The sequence below is a fragment of the Cytobacillus depressus genome, from assembly GCF_008923245.1.
GTDB lineage: Bacteria > Bacillota > Bacilli > Bacillales > Cytobacillaceae > Cytobacillus > Cytobacillus depressus.
The window spans coordinates 248,052-269,939 of sequence record NZ_WBOS01000003.1 but is presented as its reverse complement, the minus strand read 5'-3'; the positions used below and the strand labels follow the sequence as shown (position 1 = coordinate 269,939).

General features: G+C 39.6%; 20 protein-coding genes. 8 read left to right on the top strand and 12 right to left on the bottom strand.

Features of this window, described 5'->3' with window-relative positions:
• Positions 1–141 precede the first annotated feature (141 nt).
• Complete coding sequence (locus tag F7731_RS10110) at positions 142–1,014, bottom strand: LysR family transcriptional regulator (RefSeq protein WP_151534657.1); 873 nt, start codon at positions 1,012–1,014, stop codon at positions 142–144.
• Positions 1,015–1,144: 130 nt separating this feature from the next.
• On the opposite strand from F7731_RS10110, the gene F7731_RS10105 reads away from it, so the two are divergent.
• The 3 genes from F7731_RS10105 to F7731_RS10095 all read left to right on the top strand — a co-directional run bounded on the left by F7731_RS10105 (position 1,145) and on the right by F7731_RS10095 (position 4,004).
• On the top strand, positions 1,145–1,828 hold the full coding sequence (locus F7731_RS10105; RefSeq protein WP_151534801.1) for a CoA transferase subunit A: 684 nt from the start codon (positions 1,145–1,147) through the stop codon (positions 1,826–1,828).
• 78 nt (positions 1,829–1,906) lie between these two features.
• Positions 1,907–2,560: a CoA transferase subunit B gene (locus F7731_RS10100; RefSeq protein ID WP_151534656.1), complete on the top strand. Its 654-nt coding sequence runs from the start codon at positions 1,907–1,909 to the stop codon at positions 2,558–2,560.
• 28 nt (positions 2,561–2,588) lie between these two features.
• The gene (locus F7731_RS10095; protein ID WP_151534655.1) at positions 2,589–4,004 is read left to right on the top strand and encodes a short-chain fatty acid transporter; all 1,416 of its coding nucleotides are present in this window, start codon (positions 2,589–2,591) and stop codon (positions 4,002–4,004) included.
• Between the two features lie 275 nt (positions 4,005–4,279).
• Here the strand turns inward: F7731_RS10095 and F7731_RS10090 are convergent, their stop codons facing one another.
• A complete protein-coding gene (locus tag F7731_RS10090) occupies positions 4,280–4,801 on the bottom strand; it encodes a hypothetical protein (RefSeq protein ID WP_246197176.1) in 522 nt (173 codons plus the stop codon).
• 36 nt (positions 4,802–4,837) lie between these two features.
• Positions 4,838–5,113 carry a hypothetical protein gene (locus tag F7731_RS10085; RefSeq protein ID WP_151534653.1) on the bottom strand — a complete coding sequence of 92 codons (276 nt, stop codon included), beginning with the start codon at positions 5,111–5,113 and terminating at the stop codon, positions 4,838–4,840.
• A gap of 256 nt (positions 5,114–5,369) precedes the next feature.
• Here F7731_RS10085 and F7731_RS10080 point away from each other — a divergent pair, with 256 nt between their 5' ends.
• Positions 5,370–6,275: a LysR family transcriptional regulator gene (locus F7731_RS10080; RefSeq protein WP_151534652.1), complete on the top strand. Its 906-nt coding sequence runs from the start codon at positions 5,370–5,372 to the stop codon at positions 6,273–6,275.
• Here F7731_RS10080 and F7731_RS10075 read toward each other — a convergent pair.
• The 6 genes from F7731_RS10075 to F7731_RS10050 all read right to left on the bottom strand — a co-directional run bounded on the left by F7731_RS10075 (position 6,272) and on the right by F7731_RS10050 (position 13,003).
• The gene (locus tag F7731_RS10075; protein WP_151534651.1) at positions 6,272–7,285 is read right to left on the bottom strand and encodes an ABC transporter ATP-binding protein; all 1,014 of its coding nucleotides are present in this window, start codon (positions 7,283–7,285) and stop codon (positions 6,272–6,274) included. The two genes, F7731_RS10080 and F7731_RS10075, sit on opposite strands and share 4 nt — an antisense overlap.
• A 23-nt stretch (positions 7,286–7,308) precedes the next feature.
• A complete protein-coding gene (locus F7731_RS10070; RefSeq protein ID WP_151534650.1) occupies positions 7,309–8,265 on the bottom strand; it encodes an ABC transporter ATP-binding protein in 957 nt (318 codons plus the stop codon).
• A 19-nt stretch (positions 8,266–8,284) separates the two neighbouring features.
• Positions 8,285–9,220 (bottom strand): ABC transporter permease, encoded by a 936-nt coding sequence (locus F7731_RS10065; RefSeq protein WP_151534649.1) that lies wholly within the window; start codon positions 9,218–9,220, stop codon positions 8,285–8,287.
• A gap of 17 nt (positions 9,221–9,237) precedes the next feature.
• Positions 9,238–10,155 carry an ABC transporter permease gene (locus F7731_RS10060; RefSeq protein WP_151534648.1) on the bottom strand — a complete coding sequence of 306 codons (918 nt, stop codon included), beginning with the start codon at positions 10,153–10,155 and terminating at the stop codon, positions 9,238–9,240.
• A gap of 86 nt (positions 10,156–10,241) precedes the next feature.
• Positions 10,242–11,777, bottom strand: a complete 1,536-nt coding sequence (locus F7731_RS10055) for an ABC transporter substrate-binding protein (RefSeq protein WP_151534647.1) — start codon at positions 11,775–11,777, stop codon at positions 10,242–10,244.
• 32 nt (positions 11,778–11,809) lie between these two features.
• On the bottom strand, positions 11,810–13,003 hold the full coding sequence (locus F7731_RS10050) for a M20 family metallopeptidase (protein WP_246197175.1): 1,194 nt from the start codon (positions 13,001–13,003) through the stop codon (positions 11,810–11,812).
• Between the two features lie 717 nt (positions 13,004–13,720).
• Between F7731_RS10050 and F7731_RS26825 the strand changes: the two genes are divergently transcribed.
• Both F7731_RS26825 and F7731_RS10045 read left to right on the top strand, forming a co-directional pair.
• A complete protein-coding gene (locus F7731_RS26825) occupies positions 13,721–13,867 on the top strand; it encodes a hypothetical protein (RefSeq protein ID WP_246197174.1) in 147 nt (48 codons plus the stop codon).
• Between the two features lie 169 nt (positions 13,868–14,036).
• Positions 14,037–14,927 (top strand): homoserine dehydrogenase, encoded by an 891-nt coding sequence (locus tag F7731_RS10045; RefSeq protein WP_246197173.1) that lies wholly within the window; start codon positions 14,037–14,039, stop codon positions 14,925–14,927.
• Between the two features lie 247 nt (positions 14,928–15,174).
• On the opposite strand, the gene F7731_RS10040 is transcribed toward F7731_RS10045, so the two are convergent.
• Entirely contained in the window at positions 15,175–17,580 is a 2,406-nt protein-coding gene (locus F7731_RS10040; RefSeq protein ID WP_151534646.1) for a penicillin acylase family protein, read from the bottom strand.
• 767 nt (positions 17,581–18,347) lie between these two features.
• Between F7731_RS10040 and F7731_RS10035 the strand changes: the two genes are divergently transcribed.
• On the top strand, positions 18,348–19,103 hold the full coding sequence (locus F7731_RS10035; protein ID WP_151534645.1) for an IclR family transcriptional regulator: 756 nt from the start codon (positions 18,348–18,350) through the stop codon (positions 19,101–19,103).
• A 40-nt stretch (positions 19,104–19,143) separates the two neighbouring features.
• Here F7731_RS10035 and F7731_RS10030 read toward each other — a convergent pair whose 3' ends face one another.
• Positions 19,144–20,130: a 5-oxoprolinase subunit C family protein gene (locus F7731_RS10030; protein ID WP_151534644.1), complete on the bottom strand. Its 987-nt coding sequence runs from the start codon at positions 20,128–20,130 to the stop codon at positions 19,144–19,146.
• Entirely contained in the window at positions 20,127–20,849 is a 723-nt protein-coding gene (gene pxpB, locus F7731_RS10025) for a 5-oxoprolinase subunit PxpB (RefSeq protein WP_151534643.1), read from the bottom strand. The genes F7731_RS10030 and pxpB overlap by 4 nt, the downstream gene beginning before the upstream one ends.
• A 267-nt stretch (positions 20,850–21,116) precedes the next feature.
• Here pxpB and F7731_RS10020 point away from each other — a divergent pair, with 267 nt between their 5' ends.
• Positions 21,117–21,887 carry a LamB/YcsF family protein gene (locus F7731_RS10020; protein WP_151534642.1) on the top strand — a complete coding sequence of 257 codons (771 nt, stop codon included), beginning with the start codon at positions 21,117–21,119 and terminating at the stop codon, positions 21,885–21,887.
• The last annotated feature ends 1 nt before the right edge of the window (position 21,888 follow it).

Below are 21,888 nucleotides of genomic sequence, written 5' to 3'. Positions count from 1 at the left end.
ATTTTAAGAAAGTTTTATACAATGAGAAGAGTAACTACTCAATTAAAACGAACATCAGTTAGCTACTCTTATCCTCTGTGAATCGATTTTGTACCTGATTATTTACGTACTCATATAAAGCAAGAGAACTATCCCCTTGCTTCACCCTGTAAACATCTCCAGAAATTTTTTCAATGCAAATGAATGATACGCGTCTTTTTTCGTTACGAAGCCTAGCTTCCATTTAAGAGATGGTGTTTGCAGCGGGATGGTTTTGACGCTTGAGTTGCTTTGCTTTTCTATTAGTATTTTGGGTAATAAAGTGATTCCTAGTTTGGAAGCAACTAGCTCTAAAATTAAGTCCCATTGTGAGCTTTCATAGGAAATCGTCGGGTTAAAACCCGCTTCTTTGCATGCATTAATCATATAGTCATGCAAGGTAAAGCTTTTTGAAAAAATGATAAATTGCTCATCTCTTAATTCTGATAAATCGACAGATTCTCGGTTGGCCAGCGGGTGCTCATGATGAATATAGAGAACAAATTCGTCAGTAAAAAATGGATAAATATTAAATATGGATTCATCCCCCCTCAGCACAATTAAACCGAGGTCAATCTGGCTTTCTTCAACAAGCTGTTCAATCACTTTTGCCCCTAACTCTACAAGCTCTAGTTTCACATTTGGATACTGTTCGTGAAATTTACGAGCAAGATGGGGAAAAAATAGTGTCCCGATTAGTGGAGGGATCCCGAATTTAATTTCCCCAGTTGCCATGTTCATTAGCTCCTTAAGTAAGGCTGGGAGCTCATCCAGCGAATCAAGGGCTTGCTGACCTTGCCTGTAGACAATTTTTCCCGCGTCAGTCAAACGAAGATGCCGTGTTGAACGATCAAAAAGTTCAACATGTAGCTCTTCTTCTAATTTTTTGACCGCTTTACTTAATGAAGGCTGAGAGAGATATGACTGCTCTGCTGCTTTCGTAAAACTACTATGATTCGCTACTTCTATAAAAGACTTGATGTCACGAAGCTCCATAATAATTAAACTCCTTATTTATTCTAAACTGGAATAATCTTCATTCTATTTATGAATTTTACTAATTTTCAATCTAAATGTAAAATTTTTATGTGAGAATGTATGAGGGGGTAATGATGTGAATAAAGTAATGAACTCATTCTTGGAAGCGGTTTCAGATATAAAAGACGGTGCCTCACTGATCGTTGGCGGATTTGGATTATGTGGGATTCCAGAGAAGGCGATTGAAGCCCTTCGTGAACAAGGAACGAAGGATCTTACGGTTTACAGCAATAACTGTGGAGTCGATGATTGGGGACTCGGCCTTCTGTTAGCGAATAAACAGATTAAGAAGATGGTGTCCTCCTATGTTGGTGAAAATAAAATTTTTGAACAGCAATTTTTAAGTGGCGAGCTAGAAGTAGAGTTGACACCTCAAGGAACACTTGCTGAGCGCATGAGAGCGGGAGGAGCAGGAATTCCAGGCTTTTATACAGCAACAGGTGTTGGGACACCAATTGCTGAAGGCAAAGAAACGAAAGTATTTAATGGCAAAACATATTTATTAGAAGAAGGAATCATTGGTGATTTTGCCCTTGTAAAAGCATGGAAAGCTGATACTCTTGGCAATCTTGTTTACCGGAAAACATCTCGCAACTTTAATCCGCTTGCAGCTATGGCAGGGAAAATCACGATTGCAGAAGTAGAAGAAATTGTCGAGCCAGGCGAGCTGAATCCAGATGAAATCCATACACCTGGCATTTATGTACAGCGGCTATTGCTTGGAACAGATTATCAGAAACGAATTGAACGCCGGACAGTGGCTAAGGCATAAGGACGAGAACGAAAATTTTAAGAAATAAAAACTGAAATACGCTTATCGGCAACAACAAATGAAAAGGAGCGAATCATAATGGGAGATACACGTTTAACCATTGTAAAACGAGCTGTAAAAGAAATTGAAGATGGCATGAATGTGAATTTAGGCATTGGAATGCCTACACTTGTCGCTAATGAAATTCCGGCTGATTTTAACGTCTTATTACAATCTGAAAACGGCTTGCTCGGCATTGGGCCATACCCGGTGGAGGGTGAAGAGGATCCAGATTTAATCAATGCGGGCAAAGAAACCATTACAACCGTGCCTGGTTCCTCATTTTTTGACAGTGCTGAGTCGTTTGCGATGATTCGTGGCGGGCACATCGATCTGGCCATTCTTGGCGGCATGGAGGTTGCCGAAAATGGGGATCTCGCTAACTGGATGATTCCAGGGAAAATGGTCAAAGGAATGGGCGGCGCGATGGATCTTGTGAATGGAGCGAAACGGGTCGTTGTCGTGATGGAGCATGTGAATAAATACGGCGAATCAAAAATTAAGACAGAATGTACACTGCCTCTCACAGGGAAAGGTGTCGTCCACCGTTTAATTACTGATTTGGCTGTGTTTGATTTCACAGAAAATGGCATGGTCCTCATTGAAACGATGGATGGCGTCACTGTTGATGAAGTGAGAGAAAAGACAGAAGCGCGGTTTACAGTTTTACCCGAGCTGGAAAAGGTAAATTAATAAGTTTTTTATGAAAGGTGTAGATTAAATGAAGAAAGATAAAGTAAATACAGAGCAAGAAGGCCTCTTAGCCCGCATGGGTTTTTCGCTCGCGAATTGGAGTGAAAGATGGTTCCCTGATGCCTATATTTTCGCTGCGGTTGCAGTCGTTTTAATAGCAATTATTGCTTTATTAATGGGACGGACTCCTGTCGAAATTGGAGTTGATTTCGGGACTCACTATTGGGATTTAATCCCTTTCACCATGCAAATGGCCTTTATCATCATTACAGGTTATGTAGTCGCTTCTTCTAGACCTGTTCATAAACTCATTGCTAAGCTTTCTGAAATCCCTAAATCGCCTAAAGGAGCCGTAGCTTTCGTCGCTTTCTTCTCCATGGCTACCTCTCTCCTAAGCTGGGGTTTTAGCTTGATTTTTAGCGGAATTCTTATTAAAGAAATTAGCAAACGGGTGAAAGGTGTCGATTACCGGGCCATGGGCGCCGCGGGATTCCTAGGGCTTGGAAGTGTTTGGGCTTTAGGACTTTCCTCTTCAGCAGCTCTATTGATGGCAACGAAGGCATCGATTCCTCCCGCTTTATATGAAATTAGTGGGACGATTTCCATGTCAGAGACCATTTTCACATGGCAAAATTTGACCATGATCGTTGTTCTTATTGTTTTATCTGTTTGGATTGCGTTTGTTTCTGCCCCGGGAAAAGACAAAGCGAAAACTGCCGAAATGGCTGGAATTGATTATGGAAGAATAGGAAATCTTGATGAGACGAAGAAGAAGGCAGAGCGCCCTGGTGAGTGGCTAGAGTACAGCCCTATTTTAAATCTATTATTAGTTGCGATCGGATCCGTTTATATTATTAACGTTATTTCAAAAACAGGACCGATTGCTGCACTTAATCTTAATAACTATAACTTTATGCTTTTAATGATCGGTTTGCTTTTGCATTGGACACCCAGAAACTTCTTGAACTCAGTTGCAAATTCGGTACCTGCTATTGGCGGTGTGCTCATTCAATTCCCTCTGTATGCAGGGATTTTCGGGATCTTAATGAACTCTGGACTGAATGATAAATTAGTGGAGTTCTTCCTTTCCATTTCTACAGAAAATTCATTTCCGTTCATTGCCGGAGTTTACTCGGCTATCTTAGGACTCTTTCTCCCTTCAGGCGGCGGAAAATGGATTGTAGAAGCGCCATACTTGCTTGAAGCCGCAAAAGAATTAAATGTCAGCATGGCCTGGATTGTGCAAGTTTATAATGCGTCGGAAGCACTTCCGAACATGGTCAACCCATTCTTTATGCTGCCTTTATTAGGCGTTTTGGGAGTCAAAGCAAAAGATCTTGCTGGATATTCTATTTTACAATTAATCTTCCACGCACCCGTTGTCCTTATACTCGTTTGGCTTTTGGCAAAAACAATGCCGTATGTGGCCCCGGTGTTTGGGTAATTAGGTTTAAGAAACGGATTTCTTTGGAGTTTTTAATAACCTTGAAAAAGGTATTCTTGTCCCCCTCTGTTTTGATTTTGCAGAGGGGGTTTTTTTTCCCTATTGTAGTCAGACACAATAACCTCAATGGGTTGTTAATATTTATTTATCAGCCAATTTAATAGGTTGTTAGCCAGTTACCGGGTTTGTCAGCCAATTTCAAGTTATACTGAGCAAACTCATTCGAATTTCAAAATCGAGCGGAAATTGAAGCAAGAGAAACGTCCCCTTGCTTCTTATTGAATAACCAACACTTCCTTTTTAACAACCTTCCCTAGAATTTGATAGATATGAACATTTGGGAAGTGAACCGCATAAATTGTCTCTTCTGGGGCTTGAACGATTAGCACATTCGGGTGAATTCTTTCAATCACCTGAATGGGTGTAGGTAAAGTGGATGCATATACACCCCCTCCAATTGCCCAATAAGACAATACTGCTTGATCGTCCGGGCTTGCTTTGTTTGCCAAGTGTGCACGTTTGATTTCCATTGTATTTATATGAACCAAGTCCTCGATGATTGCGCTTGCGGTTGGAAACATGCCCGCTCCAGGGCCTTGAAGACTAATATTGCCGACAATATCCCTATCAATGGATGCCGCATTTTGCACATCTTCAATCTGGTAAAATGGATGTGACTCATTGACTAGGACAGGCTTGACAGAACATGTAATGCCGTTCTCTGTTTTATGAATGGAAGCAACATGCTTAAATCGGAAGCCTAATGCGTAAGCACAGGGACGGTTCTGCTCCTGCAAAAGTAAGAAAAACAGCCTTATGCTTCATAGGTTTATTCATTTCTTCTTCATTATATTTGTATTTTTAGATTGTAATAGCTTTTGTATCGGAGGCCACATGCCAATTAGCAGAAAGATGATCCCTGCAAGAAATGAAGTGAATATCCAAAATGTCATGCCAAAGCCAATTAATTTGTGTGCACCTTCATAATAAGTTACTTCTGAGGTATTGATGTATGAAGACATAATAGCTGCAGTAAGTTTTTTAAAAGCGTACAAAAAAGCAGATATGGCTATAAAAAAGCAACCGACAGCTGTGTATTCCTTTTTCATTAGCTCACCTCAATTAAATGATTTCTTCTACTCATTAGTGTACCCTCTTATCGAATGATAGGAAAATAAAAAAAATTAGGAAACCTTTGTAAACTAGAAAATTGACCGCGTCTTTAGTGTTATTTTCATCATAGAGAGTTTTATACTTGGTAGTAGGCCCTCTCCATTAAATCGACTTACCACGAAGGGTGTCTAACACCCCTAATATGGTATATTCATAAGTAGAATTAATCTTCAGTAAAGGGGATTCTGAAGTATGCAAAAGCAAGATTATATTATTTTAGTGACGGTGCATGAGGAGAAGAATATAACGAAGGCTGCTCAAAAGCTTTTTAGTTCACAGCCTGCTGTGACTTATAGACTGCAAAAGATTGAAGAAGAATACAATATTAAGATTTTCCACCGAGAGGGGAATAAGCTATTTTTCACCTCGGAAGGCGAATACCTGGTTGAGTTCTCGAAGAAGATGCTGTTTGATTTGAGTAAAATGGAGGATTATATTAAAACGTTAAAAAAAGATTCGAAAGGGACGATCCACCTTGGCGTCTCCAGTAATTTTGCCCTATACAAATTGCCGCCGCTCATTAAAAGATTTCTTGAAATCCATTCGCAAACACAAGTGAACGTTTATACAGGCTGGAGTTCAGAAATCATTCAATTAATCAAAAAAAATGAGATTCAAATTGGCATTGTAACAGGGAATTACAATTGGTATGACGAGAAGATATTGTTGACTGAGGATCCGATTACAATTATTTCCAAAAAGCCCCTTGATATAAAGGAGCTTCCTTATTTACCTATGATTTATTATCAGCCGAACAGAGTTATTGGTCAGACTCCAGAACCTACCAATCCTCTAGCTCGAACAATAGAGAACTGGTGGCAAGAGAATTATAAAATTGCTCCACTCATTAGAATGAGATTGGATAAGGTTGAAACTTGTAAAGCTATGGTTGAAAATGGCTTGGGTTTTTCCATTATTCCAAAATCCTGTCTAACAGAAGATGATTTCTTTTATACTTACGATTTAAAAAATGATAAAAATAAATTAATTAACAGAAAGACATGGCTAATATTCCGTAAATCTACTTTGGAATTATCATCAGTTAACAACTTTGTAACCTTTATGAAAATGAAGGCGAGTGAAGAAAATCATTTCTAACCCATTAAAGGAAAATGGCAAGCAACGAAATGAGAGTCTGCTTTTTCCTCAAATTCAGGAACGGCGGTTTTACACTTTTCTTGCGCATATGGACAACGTGTGTGAAACTTACAGCCACTAGGCGGATTAACGGGACTAGGCATATCCCCTTCCAAAATGATTTCATTTTCCGGATTTCGTCTTAAGCGGGGATTGGAAATCGGCAGGGAAGCTAGCAGCCCATTCGTGTATGGATGCATCGGGCGTCTGAATAGTTCTTCTTTATCTGCTAATTCAACCACATTTCCTAAGTACATCACGCCGATTCGATTGCTAATATGTTTCACAGCGGGCAGTCCATGTGCAATAAAAATATAGGTTAGATTGTACTTTTCTTGTAGCTCGCTTAGTAAATTTAATATTTGTGCCTGAATGGAAACATCTAGCGCTGAAACAGGTTCATCACAAATAATGAGTTTTGGCTTTAGCGCTAATGCTCTTGCAATTCCAATTCTTTGCCTTTGCCCACCGCTAAATTCATGCGGGAAGCGTTGAGAATAGGAAGGATCTAAGCCTACATCTTGCATTAATTCATAAACTTTATCTTCCAATTCCTGTTTTGACAGTTTTTCGTGCGTAATGATTGGTTCAGCAATTAAATCGAATAGTCGCATTCTCGGATTTAATGAAGAAAAAGGATCTTGGAAAATCATTTGGTAATTAGGCCGGATTTTTTTCAGATGCTTTTCTTTCATATTTGAAATTTCCGTTCCATCAAAAAAAACTTCACCTTCTGTAGGCTGTAATAATCCGATGATTAAGTTGCCAAGCGTTGATTTCCCACAGCCTGACTCCCCCACAATGCCTAATGTTTCTCCTCTTTTAACCGTTAAATTGATCCCATCTACTGCTTTTAAATAATCTTTTTTCTTCTTAAATAATTGACTATTAACTTCAAAATGCTTCTTTAAATTTTTTATTACTAAAAGATCATCGTTTGTTATTTCTGTAGTTGAAGCAAGTTTAATCATTTGGCATTAGACCTCCTTTCACACTAATACAACCAGCATCTTACTTGGCCATCTTCAAACCCTTTTAATTCCGGCATGGAAGATTTACAAATATCCTTTGCCTTTGGGCATCTAGGGTGAAAATAGCATCCCGAAGGACGATTATTTGGAGCTGGAACATTCCCTTTAATAGACATTAACTCATCTTCCTGACTCTCAATTTTTGGAGTACTACTAATAAGTCCTTGGGTATACGGGTGCTTCGGATCATCAAAAAGAGAAAAAACATCGCGTTCCTCTATAACTTGTCCTGCATACATAACAATCACTCGGTCAGCCAACTCTGCTACAACGCCAAGATCGTGTGTAATTAATAGTATTGAGGTATCGAATTCACTTTTTAAGTTTCGCATTAGCTTTAGGATTTGAGCTTGAATTGTTACATCGAGTGCGGTCGTTGGCTCATCTGCGATTAATAGACTAGGGCTACACGAAAGCGCCATCGCTATCATCACTCGCTGCCTCATTCCACCGCTCAATTCGTGTGGAAATGAATCATAAATTTTCTCAGGTCTAGGAATACCCACCTTACCTAACATTTTAATACTTTCCGCTTTAGCTTCCTTTTTAGAAAGCTTTTGATGGAGCAATAACACTTCATCAAGTTGATCGCCTATTCTTAATACGGGATTTAGGGACGTCAGCGGCTCCTGGAAGATCATCGATATTTCATTCCCGCGTAATTTTTCCATTTTTTTCTCACTATATTGTGCAATGTTTTGCCCTTTAAAGTGGATTTCTCCGGCCACAATTTTGCCCGGAGCACCGACAAGTTGCATGATGGAAAACGATGTCACACTTTTCCCGCATCCAGATTCCCCAACGAGGGCAGTAGTTTGACCTTTTTCCATTGAAAAAGAAACACCATCAACTGATGGCACAATTCCATTTTGTGTGTAAAAATATGTCTTTAAGTCCTTGACTTCAAGTAATTTTGCCATCTCTTTAATTCTCCAATCATCAAGAATTTGTCCCTTGCGAGCGTGGGTCTAGTAAATCCCGTAACCACTCACCTAAGAATATAATTCCCAGTACTGTAATCGTAATGGCAATCCCAGGGAAAGTCGCGAGCCACCAGCTAGTAGCGACATACTCTTTCCCCTCACTAAGCATAATGCCCCATGATGTTGTAGGCGGTTGAATTCCTAAGCCTAAAAAGCTTAATGAGGATTCTGTAATGATTGTTCCAGCAACACTTAAAGTTGAAATGACAATCACTGATGACATAACATTTGGCAGAATATGGCGTGAGATGATTTTCATATTCGAAACACCCATCGTTCTTGCCGCTTTCACATATTCTCGTTCTCTTAAGCTAAGAGTCTCACTTCTAATCATTCTTGCATATAGAACCCAGCTTGTTACGCCAATAACCAAAATTAGTGTCGGCAACCCTGGTTCCAAAACCGTTAAAAACACAATACAAAACAAAATAGTTGGCACTGATAAAAATGCATCCACCAATCGCATGATAATATTATCAACCATTCCGCCATAATAGCCCGCAATTAAGCCAAAGAATACACCAATCGCTCCAGCAACGATTACGGACAATACACCAACAACTAATGAAATTCTTGAGCCGTAGATCAATCGGCTTAAAATATCCCTACCTAAGTTATCGGTCCCTAATATGTGGCTAATCTCTCCTCCTTCTAACCAAAAGGGAGGGAGCAGAATTTTAGATGTATCGATTTTTATCGGATCATAAGGGGCAATGAATGGTGAAAAAACAGCGACAATGATTAAAGATAAAACGGTGATCAGACCGACCAATCCTGTTTTGCTCCTAGAGATTTTCGTAAGCAAAATGATCAATTTATTATTACTTTTAATACTTCTATCATATTTATCTGCTTTATAGATAGCAGGCTCCGTTTGAGCATTGGATTCCATATTACACAAATCCTTTCTTAGTTAAATTTAATTCTAGGGTCTAAGAAACGATATAGAATATCCGAAAATAAATTCATAAACAAAATAATAACGGCAGTTACGAATACAGCAGCTTGAATGATTGGTAGATCTTTATCATAAACAGCTTGAATAATGAGCTGGCCAACCCCAGGCCAAGCAAAGATCATTTCTGTAATTAAAGCGCCCCCAACCAATGATGCCAATTGAAGTAATGTAATCGTGATTACAGGAACTAATGAATTCCTAAATGCATGTTTAAAAATAATTACTGATTTTTTCTGTCCCTTACTTTTAGCCGTTCGGATATAATCCTGCTGAAGAATTTCCAACATATTGGAACGTACTAATCGCGTAATTTGTGCGGATACCGCAGTTCCCAATGTAATGGCTGGAAGGATAATGTGTTTCCAACTTCCTGTACCAGAAACCGGCATAATTTTTAAATTCACCGCAAAGACAAGTATTAACATAATACCAAGCCAAAAGTTTGGAATGGCCTTTCCTAGCACAGATAAACTTGTTGCGAACAAATCGATAATACTATTTGGCTTAATCGCTGAAATAATCCCAAGAGGGACCGCAATAACAACTGCAATAATCATAGAAGCGGTAGCTAATTCAAAAGTAGCAGGCATTCTCTCCAATACTAAAGATAAAGCTCCCACACCGTATTTATAAGATTCGCCAAAATCACCCTTAATCAGATCAATCATGTAATTCCAAAACTGAATATAAAAAGGCTGATCAAATCCCAATGCAGCTCTAAGCTGCTGAACTTCTTGCTGGGTAGCCTCCGCTGGCAGCATTAACGCAACAGGGTCCCCCGCAATATACACTAAAACGAAGATCATTAGGGAAATGATGAGCAAAACTAATGGAATCTGTAATAACCTGTATGAAAAATATCTCCACAATGGTATCCTCTCCGTTTAAATAAAATGAAATTTGGGTAAGAGTTAGAGGAGATCTCGTCTCCTCTAATTCTAAAAATACTATTTGACTACTTCTTTTTAATATCTGGAACGTAGATTAACTCATCTAGTCTTGGCTGATACTCAATTTTCTTACTCGCTCCAAAGAACTGATCGATTTGGAACAATGGAATAATTGGCAGTTCTTGACTTGCAATTTTTTGTACTTCCTGGTATTTTTGTGTTCTTTCATTTTCATCAAGAGATACTTTAGCTTCTTTCAGTAGTTGATCAACTGTTTCATTGCTATAGCCATTAATTGTGGAGGCTCTCTCCGATCCATAATAATCTAGAGATTGACCAGAATCGAAAAACGACGAACCTAGTGCAATTAAATAGCCGTCTTTAAACTTCTGTTGATCAATCGCCTCAGAGAAAGTGCTCCATTTTTGAATGTTCATTTCAGTTTTAATTCCAACTGCCTCAAGCATGCCTGCAACCATTTGTAAAATTTCTCTATCCTTAATATATCTGCCAGTCGGACCTGATAACTCAATAGTTAAACCATCTTTAAACCCTGATTCTGCCAATAGTTCTTTAGAACGCTCGACATCATAGTTATATTTATTATATAAACTTTCTTCAAACCCTAAATTTCCAGGGTTGATTCTCGTTAAAGTTGGCGTTCCCTTCCCGTCTAATAAACTATCAATTAATGCCTGATCATCAATTGCGTAATCAATAGCTTGTCGTACTTTTAAATCTGATGTTGGCCAATCTTTTTGTGTTCTAATGAACAACATATACGTTCTATTAGAAGGACCAGTAACGATGGTATTATTTTCTGAGTCATTCACTCGCTTCCAATCACTTGGAGGTACATTGGCGATTAGATCAATATTATCCGTTAGGAGTTCCGCAACTCTTGTTGAGTCTTCGGGAATTGCTCTAAATACGACTTCATCCCAATCGCTAGATTTCCCAAAATAATCTTCATTTTTCTCTAAAACAATTTGATTGTCTTTCTTCCATTCTTTGAATTTATAAGGTCCTGATCCAATTGGCGACTTTAAAAATTCATCCCATCCTTTTTCTTCTATGTACTTTTTCGGTAAAATACCTGATGCCTGTCTTGAAATTCTGCTTAAAAACATTGGATCTGGCTCGTTTGTTACAATTTGAAAATTATAGTCATCAATTATTTTTACTTCCTTAATGCTTTTAAAATCTCCATAGCTTCTAAGTGTCTCATCTTTTGCCACTCTTTCAAGCGTGAATTTAACATCTTCAGACGTGAGTTCATCCCCATTATGAAACTTTACACCGTTATTTAATTCAAATTGATAAGTGGTGTCGTCAACTTTTTCCCAGCTCTTGGCTAGATGTGGTTTAATTTCACCTTCAGTATCTCTCATGAGTAAATAATCGAAGACGTTCACGTGAATGACTTCTGTTGACGTATTCGTATGGTTATGAATGTCCCAAGTCAACATGTCTGGACCAACAGAAATATTTAAAATATTTTTTTCCTCTTTTGAACCTTCACTTTTACTTGTTGTTGTTGTACATCCTGTAATGATCAACATGATTGATAGCATAATAGCGTAAAAAAAATTCCTTTTCACCCTTCGTCCCCCATTTTCTATTTAATATTTTTTTAGTTCACAACAAGATTTTTTTGGTTTTCTTTTTCCACTAAATAATCTTGCTTAATTTTTTCTAACAATTCTTTTGAATAGATAATGTCTAAACAAGTTGATCCAATAATTTTAGCGGCTGTCATGATAGCCTTATTGCCTTCAGGACTATTGGATGCTTGAACCCATTCCTTTGTATGATTCGACGTGCCTATTGGAACAAAAGCAGTTCTTATACAAGCTCCAGGTACGCGATGCGTGACAATACTAAAGTCTGTTGAACCTGTTCTTTCCCTTGGCGGTGTAATATTATCTGCCCCAATTAGCTTAGCGTTTTCTAATAAAGTATCATTTAAAGTTTGGACATTTAACTTGTTTTCCAATGATTTATGTCTAATAATCTCGACCTTTGTACCTGTAGCTAACGCAGCACCTCTTGCTACATTTAATACTCTTTCTGATACGTGGTTCAAATAAGGTCTGTCCGAAGCACGAACTGCGAATTTCGCTGCTGATCTTCCAGGTACAATATTGGGAGCAATTCCGCCGTCTGTAATGATTCCGTGAATGCGGACATCAGAACGGACATGTTCTCTTAAATATTCAATCCCATTAAAGGTCATGAGCACTCCATCCAACGCGCTAATTCCATTTTCTGGCGCAACAGCAGCATGAGACTCTTTTCCCTCAAAAACAAATTCAAAGCTATCAAGAGCTAACGATCTTCCATCAACAGTTGTCCGATCTCCTGCATGCATCATTAGAGCAATATCCAAATGGTCAAAATAACCCCGTTCCGTTAAAGGAATCTTCCCACTAGTTGTCTCTTCAGCAGGTGTACCAAAGACTTCAATAGTAAAAGGGGGAGTCTCCTCGAGCTTCGATAGGGAAATGGCTGCCCCTAAAGCGACAGAAGGCTGAAGATTATGCCCACATCCATGACCTAAGTTTTTCAGGGCATCATATTCACAGAGGATCCCGATCGTAGGACCGCCTGTTCCTTTTGTAAACCTGGCTTTAAAAGCTGTTTCCAGACCAGCTATACCTGATTCTACTTCAAAGCCATTCGAACTTAATATTGCTGTAATTGCTTCAACCGCTTTATATTCTTGGTTTCCCAACTCAGGGTTGGAATGAATGTAAGAGCTTAGACTAAACAACTCCTCCTTCATATCTTCGATTAAATGAAATAACAATTCTTTTTTTATACTCACTTCTGCACTCCCTTTCCGCTAAATGTAACCGGTTTCCAAATTCATAATTAACAATTAACGAGAATACTCTGTGAATTCATAATAAGGGAATGTGGATCTAATGAGAAATTAAAAATATTTTATGGTGACTAAAAAAAATTTTATGACTTTCGCAAAAAGCAAAGTTTTTTGCTATGGAATGTTTAATTAGTATTGCTTAATTTCCTAATTTTTAAATAAATATATATAGAGCAAGATTATACTAGAATACTATTTTTGTAAACAAAGCGGTGTAGGACACCATCCGTGGACAAATTGATTATGTTTCTGCCCTGGCGGACAATGATTGATTTAAGGAAGGTCTATGGGGTACGGAGGAAGCCTCTTAACCTCCACCAAAATCTCCAATATATGACACTAATATGGGATATTTCATGAATCATTGTATTAATTTAGGATAATGGAAAATAGAAAAATCCTTACTATTGATGAAACCAGCTGTTATTACTTAAGCACAAAAGACAGCCGAACAAATCGTTATTCGGGTTGAAAGGGATATTTTGTAAGCGGAAAGTGATATTTTGACAATGGTAAATGAGAAGCTGGAACGGATAATGTTATGTTATTCTTGCTCCCCTTCTGTCTTTGTATGCAGAAGGGGTTTTTTATTTTTTCACCTTTGACCATATCCTTGTTCAAAGCAAATTGACCAACAAAAATAAGTGGAGGAGTAAATACATGTCAGCCATTCACATTGCATTATTGGGATACGGAACCGTTGGGAAGGGTGTATATAAGACCATTCAATCACATCAGAAGAAGCTTCAGGCTCTTCTTGGAAAAGAAGATAAAAATCGTTGGAATTCTTGTGAGAAATATAAATAAGCACACCAAGCCGGATGAAGATATTCTTTTAACAAATGACTTCGAAAAAATAATTACTCTTGACCAATTGGATGTTGTGATTGATGCCATCGTTGGAAAAGACCCATGCTTTACCTATTTGTAGCAGGCGATTAAACTCGGCTGTCATGTTATAACGGCTAACAAGGAAATGTTTGCCCATCATGGGGGGAAATTAAAACAGTTGGCAAGTGAAAATGGTGTTTCGCTTGGCTTTGAGGCAACGGTTGCTGGCGGAATTCCCGTGATCCAAACACTAAAACAATTGTTAAATGTAAACAATGTAGACAAATTCCAAGGCATTCTTAACGGAACCTCAAATTTTATTTTGACAAAAATGAGAGAAGAAAACTTGCCATTTGCATCAGCATTGAAGCTCGCTCAGGAAAAAGGCTATGCCGAAGCCGATCCGACGAATGATGTAGACGGCTATGATGCCTTCTACAAGGCAGTGATCTTAAGCGAGCTTGCATTTTGGGAGGCCCCGAACTGGGATGAGCCGATTAGAGAGGGCATTCGTGGAATCACCCCCGAACAAGTCGAAATCTTTTCATCATTAGGGTTTCGATTTAAGCACGTCGCTTTGATTGAACGAAATATTTGTGGAATTCAATGCACCGTAAAGCCTGTGCTTGTGAATGAACAGCATCTTTTCTACCATGTAGAAGGTGTCCAAAATGCTGTTTCCATTAACGGGGATATTGTTGGAAATATTAGCCTTCAAGGTCCAGGTGCAGGCATGCTTCTGACAGCAACCGCGATAATAGAGGACTTGGCAAATATTAATAAAAATAATTTAGCTCGTGGATATTCCGAACAAAAGCCAGAAGAAAATGATGCTCCTACTCTTTCCTTTTGGGCAATTAGCGGTGATGTGAATGTCTCGATTCTCCCTTCCCCTATTGAAGTGATTGAAAGAATTGATCCGAATGTGTTAATTGTTCGAGCACCAGAAGAGACCATATTTGCGATCCTCTTGCCAAATGTTCATGTCTATCAAATTCTTGGGGATGTGGCGTTTAGGGGAGTGGTTTTAATTTAAGAAAAGCACATGGACGGTTCTTCTACTTTAGAAGTAGAGGGACCGTCCATGCGCTTCTATTTCATTTCTTTTTTCGGATAAACATTTTATTCGTTCTCGTTAGATTGATGACAGCATTTAACCATCCTTGGGTAATCAGATAATTATTAAGAACAAAAAACGAAGAGCAGTTTCGCTACTCTCCGTTCAATCAATCTTATTATTAAAATCTTTTACGCTTGCAGCTTTATAAATCCATCTTTTCACCTTATTTGCCCGGCAGCAAAATAATACGCTCTTTCGTTGCACCTTCAATTTTTTTACGGCTGTATAATAACGGAATGGCTTCATCGTTAGCCCATTTGTTGAATAGATCGGCATAATGTTCGCTTCTCGGATCGCCAGACTGTCCTGGACTGTTCACAGCAATTGAATTATCCCAATTACCTACATCTAAGACCATTCTGTAGGTAGCTCCGCTCGTTTGCCGGAAGTTAGTTGTATTATACGTCGCAGCTCCGACAGTGTCTCCGCTCCCACCGCGAGGAACTGGACCAACATTAAGTTTTTTCCTTAGCTTGTCATCGACTAAATTGGATAGCTGATGCTCCAAATAAACATGGTGCAAATCTCCCCATTTCCAGCGATTCATATTCGGACCAAGAAGCTCTTCCACATGCTTGATAGCATCCTTTAGGCTGTTTAACAGGATTTCATCTCGCGTTTTTTTCGGTTCATTTCCAAAACGCTGATCGGGATTTTCCAAAAGATTCAGCAGGACAACAGGGTCCCCGGAGCCAACCTTTTTTGCTGCCTCTTTAGATAATATTTGACCGACAACAGCTTGACGCAAATGGTGCTGATACCATACTTCGAACAAGGCACCCGCAGAAGAATCCACGTCTAAATTCCCATCCCATTTTCTCAGCATTTTCAAGGCCTCTTTTAACTTTTTATCATTCGATTCAAGATTACTCACTAGGCTTGTAACACGGCGGCCCGGAATGGATAAATAGTCAGTTTGCAGGCGAAGCGAATCATCTATCCCAACTTTTTTCTTGCTGCTTAAAACTTCAGCAATTCGCTGTGAGCGGAATGGAAAACTCCATTCAAACCCCAGCTTGTATTTTTCATAAGCATAATCTTCCGGTAAGTTCATTTCGTTTGCAGATGCCACCCAACCTCGTTCAGGATTAAATTCGAATGGCAGGTTTTCTTGATTTAAAAAACCATCCCATTCATAGCTTCCATCGCCCGGCACAGGCAGTAGTCCATCCCAATTATCACGGACTGGTGTCAACCCTCCTGGTTTCCATCCTATGTTTCCGTTCGTATCGGCATAAACCTGATTTTCAGAAGGAGATCCCCAGTTATTCATCGCCTTGCTGAAATCTTCCCAGTTCTCGGCTCCCATGTATGACAAACTTCCTAAGTAAGGGGCCATTCCCGGCTCCAGCCATGCTGCTCTTACAGCAAATGCACGATTTTTTTCCTCATCTTTATAAATAATTGGTCCATGACGAGTGAACTGCAGTTCCGTTAACTGGTCATGTTTACCTTTTACTGCAATTTTCTCTGATATAGTCTTCATAGACTCCCATTGTCCTTTGTATAAGTATTGGGAAGGATTCTCGGGATTGGTTTCATAAACATAAAGATCTTCTTGGTCGATTGCAAATATAGTTAGGCCAAAAGCGGCTGTTCCATTATGTCCAATCGAAATTCCCGGTAAAACAGGCTCACCGCCCCCAATCACATTTAATCCAGGTGCAGACAAATGGGCAATATAACGGAGCGAAGGCACCGCTAAAGTCCGGTGCGGATCATTAGCCAAAATGGGCCGTCCCGTTTTCGACTTTTCAGGAGCGATTACCCAATTGTTACTTCCTAGTCCCGATTCAAATTCAATTTGCTCATTCAAGGATTCAGACTTTACCGTTAATTCAGCTTTATCAAAATAGACCTCTTTCGTCGCTAGATTGTAAGTATCGAGTACATCCTCAGGAATATCGAATAAATCGAGTCCTTTCGGTATGTTTATTTTCCAATCTGGTTCAAGCCTCTGGCGGATGCTTTCGGCTTCTTCCCCAAATTGGCGCAATGTAATAGCACGTGCAACTTCACTTTTTATGTTTCGGGTTAAGCCATGGCTGCGAATTCGAACAATATCCTCAGGCTCCCATTTGGTAGGCTTGTATCCCAGTAGCTTAAATTCTTCTGGAAGAATATCTGGATTTTCTTCTGTCATTTCAACATAGGCATTAATTCCATTCACAAACGAAGCAACAACCCTTTCTGTATCTGGCCCATATGCTTTCCATTCCTTTTCCATATCCCCGCGATATAAAAATAGCCTTGTCGCTCGATCTTGTTCCTCATAGGATGGACCAAGCACTTCCGACAGCTGTCCCAGTCCACGCTTTCGCCATAAATCTATCTGCCACAAGCGGTCACGAGCGGCATTAAACCCTTGCACGAAAAATGCATCGTCTTTTGAAGATGCATAAATATGCGGGATTCCCCAGCGGTCAATCAGTATTTCAGCTGATTTTTCAAGACCAGATACCTTAATCTCCTGTGAAGGCTCCGGTTTTCCAGCGGCATTGCCCGTGTAGACTAAGGGCGTTGTAAGCAATAGCAAACAGGCAATCACCAGCACTAAACTCTTTTTCATCATTTGTCACTCCTTATGAAAAATTATTTGATTGGGTTGGATCTAAACTGTTTGACTAATTGTTAAATAGACACCATCTCCTCTTTAATTTGTCTTAATTCTGCAACTACAATAATACGGAAGATTCGAAATTTTCACATCGCACCTTTGTACTTTCTTTGATACTACTTATATCCCAACCAAAGCATAAAGACGCTACAAGCGAAGAATGAAGCATGAGGACCCTCCCTTTGCTTCTATTCTTCAAAAAAACACGCCTTATTTCAGCTTGTTCAAGAATTCTTATCTTTATCTCTAAACTACAGAACGGCGATTATCAATATCCCAAAGCTAATCAGTGAGGGGGGAAATGGACACTAGAAATTTTGCTTCATATAAAGGAAATGTCTCCACTCTCACTTTTGAAGCATTATTCATTTTCCATAATTATTGAGAACTTCAATAATCAATCCGTTTGGAGCTGTGTCACGTCCAAGAAGTAAAATCACGTCTTTACGAAACCGTTCCCTTTGTCGATAATTTTTCATTCAAATGAGTGAAATTATTAAAATACTCTTGAAAGATAACAAATGAAAAAAGGTTTAAGTTTTTTTATGATTTGATAGTGAGTTTGATAGGTTTAACAGCTGGGTTGGCAGGTTGTCAGCCAATTAGAAATCCACCTCCTCCACTTCCACAATATACAAAACGCTCAAAGTAAATTATGATAGAGTTAAGAACTTAGCAATAGGATTGTGAAGTGGTAACACAAAGGAGGCTACAATAATATGAATAACAAGAACAAAACAGTTGTGCGTTCGATGGATATATTGAATCTATTTATTGAGCATCCCGAATTATCATTTCAGGAGATTATTGATTTGTCAGGGATTCCGAAGACTTCGGTTTATCGAATGCTCCAGTCGTTAGAGGAAATGGAGTTTTTGGAAAAAGGGAGAGATTTGAAGTACCGATTGGGACTTTTGTTTCTTAAATTTGGCCATCTTGTTTCATCTCGGCTGGATATACGTCAGATTGCGTATCCGTTGATGAATGATTTACACAATGATGTAAAAGAAGCAATTAACTTAATTGTTCGAGATGGCAATGAGGCCATCTATATTGAGAAAATTGATACGAAACAAAAGGTTCGTTTGTATACAGCTATTGGAAGGAAAAGTCCGCTTTATGCCGGGGCCTGTTCACGAGCGATTTTGTCATTTTTGCCTGATGCAGAAATACAAGATTATCTTGAGTCAACGGAACTCAAGTCGTTTGCGCTCGGTACAATAACGAATAAAGAAAAACTTTATGAATCTATTAAACAGGCGCGAATAGACGGATTCACCATTAGCCACTCCGAACTAGAAAACCATACTTCTGCCGTTGCAATCCCTATTTTTAATCATAAGAGTGAAGTCGTTGCAGGCATTAGTATCGCGGGGATTGAAGCAAATTATCAGGGCGAAAATATTGGAATCTTTGCGGAAAAGGCAAAAAAAGTGGCTGAGGAAATTTCCATGAGATTAGGCTATACAAAATAAAACGGGGAGTTCTCTTCAAAGAGACCTTCCCGTTCTTTTATTACACTTTCAAACGAATACTCGCTGCCAATTTACGAAGCATCTCCTCTTGTCTTATCAATTCCGACTCTGCTTGCTCAAGAGAAGTCTCTTCGAACTGGATGCTAGCGTTCGGCTGCAGCTGTGCCAAACGAGGTAAATCTACGGAAATGACTTGACCGATCTTCGGATATCCGCCTGTCGTTTGCCGGTCCACCATCAAAATGATGGGCTGCCCATTTGAAGGAACTTGAATCGTGCCATACGTAACCCCTTCTGACAGCAGCTCAAACTTTTCCGCTAAGCTGAGCGCTTCCCCTTCCAATCGATAGCCCATCCGATCTGCTTGCGTTGTTAATTTATAGGGCTTTGAAAAAAATGTCTGTTGACTAGCCGAATCGAATCGCTTAAATTCAGCCCCCTGCAATACTCGAATCGTTTGTTTTTTACCAAATGTAAGAAACTCCGTATAGTTAACGGACCATGTAAAATGTGTAGTCATTTTTTCCAACCGCTGGACGATTGCCTGACTGAAGGAATTTAAGCTCCTACACTCAAACACATCCCCTTTTTGCAGCGCTCGTCCGTGAAACCCGCCAATCGCCGCACGAAGATATGTACTCTTACTTCCCATGACTTCGGGCACCTCAATTCCGCCCGCGAAAGCGACATATGCCCGGCACCCATTAATAGCGGATTTAAATTTTAAAATCGATCCTTTCCGCATAAGGACTGGCCGCCACATCGGGGCTTCTTCCCCATCAATCGTTGGCTGTAAATCACCACCTGTTATGGCAATTAACTGATCACTGTCAAATCGGAGAGTGGTCCCGAGAAGGGTAATTTCAAGCGTCCCCTCCCCTTCATCATTGCCGACGAGTAAATTGGCAATCCGAAGGGAAAGAGGATCCATCGCCCCACTTACGAGTACTCCAAATTTCTGTGATCCGAATCTCCCTAAATCTTGAATCGTCGTCATTAATCCAGGGTGAAGCACGTGAACACTCATCGTTTCATCTCCTTATACGTCTCATACTCTTCAAGAGAAATCGGCTCAAAGCGGATTCGATCTCCAGACTGTAACAATGTTGGCGGTGAAACCTCGGGTAAAAATAAATCAAGCGGGGTGCGTCCGATAATTTGCCAGCCTCCTGGCGTTTCCAGTGGGTATATGCCCGTCTGTTTCCCAGCAATCCCAACAGATCCAGGCGTAATAGCGAGGCGTGGAGACTCCTTTCTTGGAGTGGCAATTCTTTCGTCCATTCCCCCCATGAAAGGAAACCCCGGCGCAAAGCCTATCATATACACTAAATAATCGTTTGCCGAATGTATTTCAATAACATCTTCAACAGAAAGTCCGTTATATTCTGCTACATTCTCCAGATCTGGGCCGAACTCTCCCCCATATACAACTGGGATCGTGACGAGCCGCGGTTCTGATTGTTCATCAACTGCTAATTCCGCCATTAATTCTAAAATGAAAGCGCTCACTTTTTTAAAAGGACTTTGATTCCCTTCCATATAAATAGCAACAGGGTTGTAGTAAACGGTCAAACTATTATAAGACGGCACGGATTCTATTAACCCTGTAAACGGATTTTTTTCTAACACGTTAGATAGACTTTTCACTTTTTCATGAATGGCCGGACAGATTCCTTCGCCTAATTGGACCACTAGCGCAGAATCCCCTAGAGGTCTAATCTGTACACTTTTTTTAACATGTGGCATCGTAAACAGCTCCTCAAAGTTTCGAATTTCGGTAATCCTGTTCTATTAAGCGGATAATATACACATTATAATTTGTTTAAGCCGAAAAATAAATGGGAATATAGAGAAAACGACAATATATTACACTCTTCATACAATTTCGTAAAATATCTTTTCAAGAAAAAATAATTATGCTAGAATTGGTTTACGTTTCAAAACTGAAGTTCCGTTTATCGAAACAACGACAGTGTAAACGCTTACTAAGAATATAATATTGGAGGGGAGAACATGTTTCAAGTCGATATAAATTGTGATTTAGGAGAAAGCTTTGGCCGGTACAAGCTCGGCGAACAGGAAGAAATATTGAAATACGTGACATCAGCCAATATTGCTTGCGGTTTTCATAGCGGGGATCCAACTGTGATGAGAGAAACCGTGAAGATGGCCATTGCCAATGGGGTCAAAATTGGCGCCCATCCCGGATTGCCAGATTTAAACGGATTCGGGCGCAGAGAAATGGCGATTACCCCGCAGCAAGGCTATGACATGGTCGTGTACCAAATCGGAGCATTGCAAGGATTTTTATCAACATTTAATGAAAAAATGCAGCACGTAAAACCCCACGGCGCCCTGTACAATATGGCTGCCAAAGACCCGAAGCTTGCTGAAGCGATTGCGCAAGCCGTTTATGATGTCTCACCTTCATTAATTTTATTTGGACTTTCCGGCAGTGAATTGACGAAAGCAGGAGAAAAGCTCGGTCTTCAAACAGCACATGAAGTATTTGCTGATCGTACGTATCAAGCGGACGGCTCTTTGACTTCTCGCTCACAGTCTGATGCATTGATTACTGATCAAGAACAATCGGTTGCACAAGTAGTGAAAATGGTAGCAGAAGGAAAAGTAGTGTCCCAGCAAAATACAGAAGTTTCGTTACGTGCAGATACGATTTGTATTCACGGAGACGGTGAACACGCACTAGACTTTGCTAAGTATATTAATGAAAGATTAGCAAAAAACAATATTAAAGTATCAGCAATCTGCAACTGGGAGGCGTAAT

Coding starts and splice junctions, on each gene's coding strand:
- F7731_RS10110 (WP_151534657.1), bottom strand. CDS start 1,014: ATGGAGCTTCGTGACATCAAGTCTTTTATAGAAGTAGCGAATCATAGT.
- F7731_RS10105 (WP_151534801.1), top strand. CDS start 1,145: ATGAACTCATTCTTGGAAGCGGTTTCAGATATAAAAGACGGTGCCTCA.
- F7731_RS10100 (WP_151534656.1), top strand. CDS start 1,907: ATGGGAGATACACGTTTAACCATTGTAAAACGAGCTGTAAAAGAAATT.
- F7731_RS10095 (WP_151534655.1), top strand. CDS start 2,589: ATGAAGAAAGATAAAGTAAATACAGAGCAAGAAGGCCTCTTAGCCCGC.
- F7731_RS10085 (WP_151534653.1), bottom strand. CDS start 5,113: ATGAAAAAGGAATACACAGCTGTCGGTTGCTTTTTTATAGCCATATCT.
- F7731_RS10080 (WP_151534652.1), top strand. CDS start 5,370: ATGCAAAAGCAAGATTATATTATTTTAGTGACGGTGCATGAGGAGAAG.
- F7731_RS10075 (WP_151534651.1), bottom strand. CDS start 7,285: ATGATTAAACTTGCTTCAACTACAGAAATAACAAACGATGATCTTTTA.
- F7731_RS10070 (WP_151534650.1), bottom strand. CDS start 8,265: ATGGCAAAATTACTTGAAGTCAAGGACTTAAAGACATATTTTTACACA.
- F7731_RS10065 (WP_151534649.1), bottom strand. CDS start 9,220: ATGGAATCCAATGCTCAAACGGAGCCTGCTATCTATAAAGCAGATAAA.
- F7731_RS26825 (WP_246197174.1), top strand. CDS start 13,721: ATGTCAGCCATTCACATTGCATTATTGGGATACGGAACCGTTGGGAAG.
- F7731_RS10045 (WP_246197173.1), top strand. CDS start 14,037: ATGTTTGCCCATCATGGGGGGAAATTAAAACAGTTGGCAAGTGAAAAT.
- F7731_RS10040 (WP_151534646.1), bottom strand. CDS start 17,580: ATGAAAAAGAGTTTAGTGCTGGTGATTGCCTGTTTGCTATTGCTTACA.
- F7731_RS10035 (WP_151534645.1), top strand. CDS start 18,348: ATGAATAACAAGAACAAAACAGTTGTGCGTTCGATGGATATATTGAAT.
- F7731_RS10030 (WP_151534644.1), bottom strand. CDS start 20,130: ATGAGTGTTCACGTGCTTCACCCTGGATTAATGACGACGATTCAAGAT.
- pxpB (WP_151534643.1), bottom strand. CDS start 20,849: ATGCCACATGTTAAAAAAAGTGTACAGATTAGACCTCTAGGGGATTCT.
- F7731_RS10020 (WP_151534642.1), top strand. CDS start 21,117: ATGTTTCAAGTCGATATAAATTGTGATTTAGGAGAAAGCTTTGGCCGG.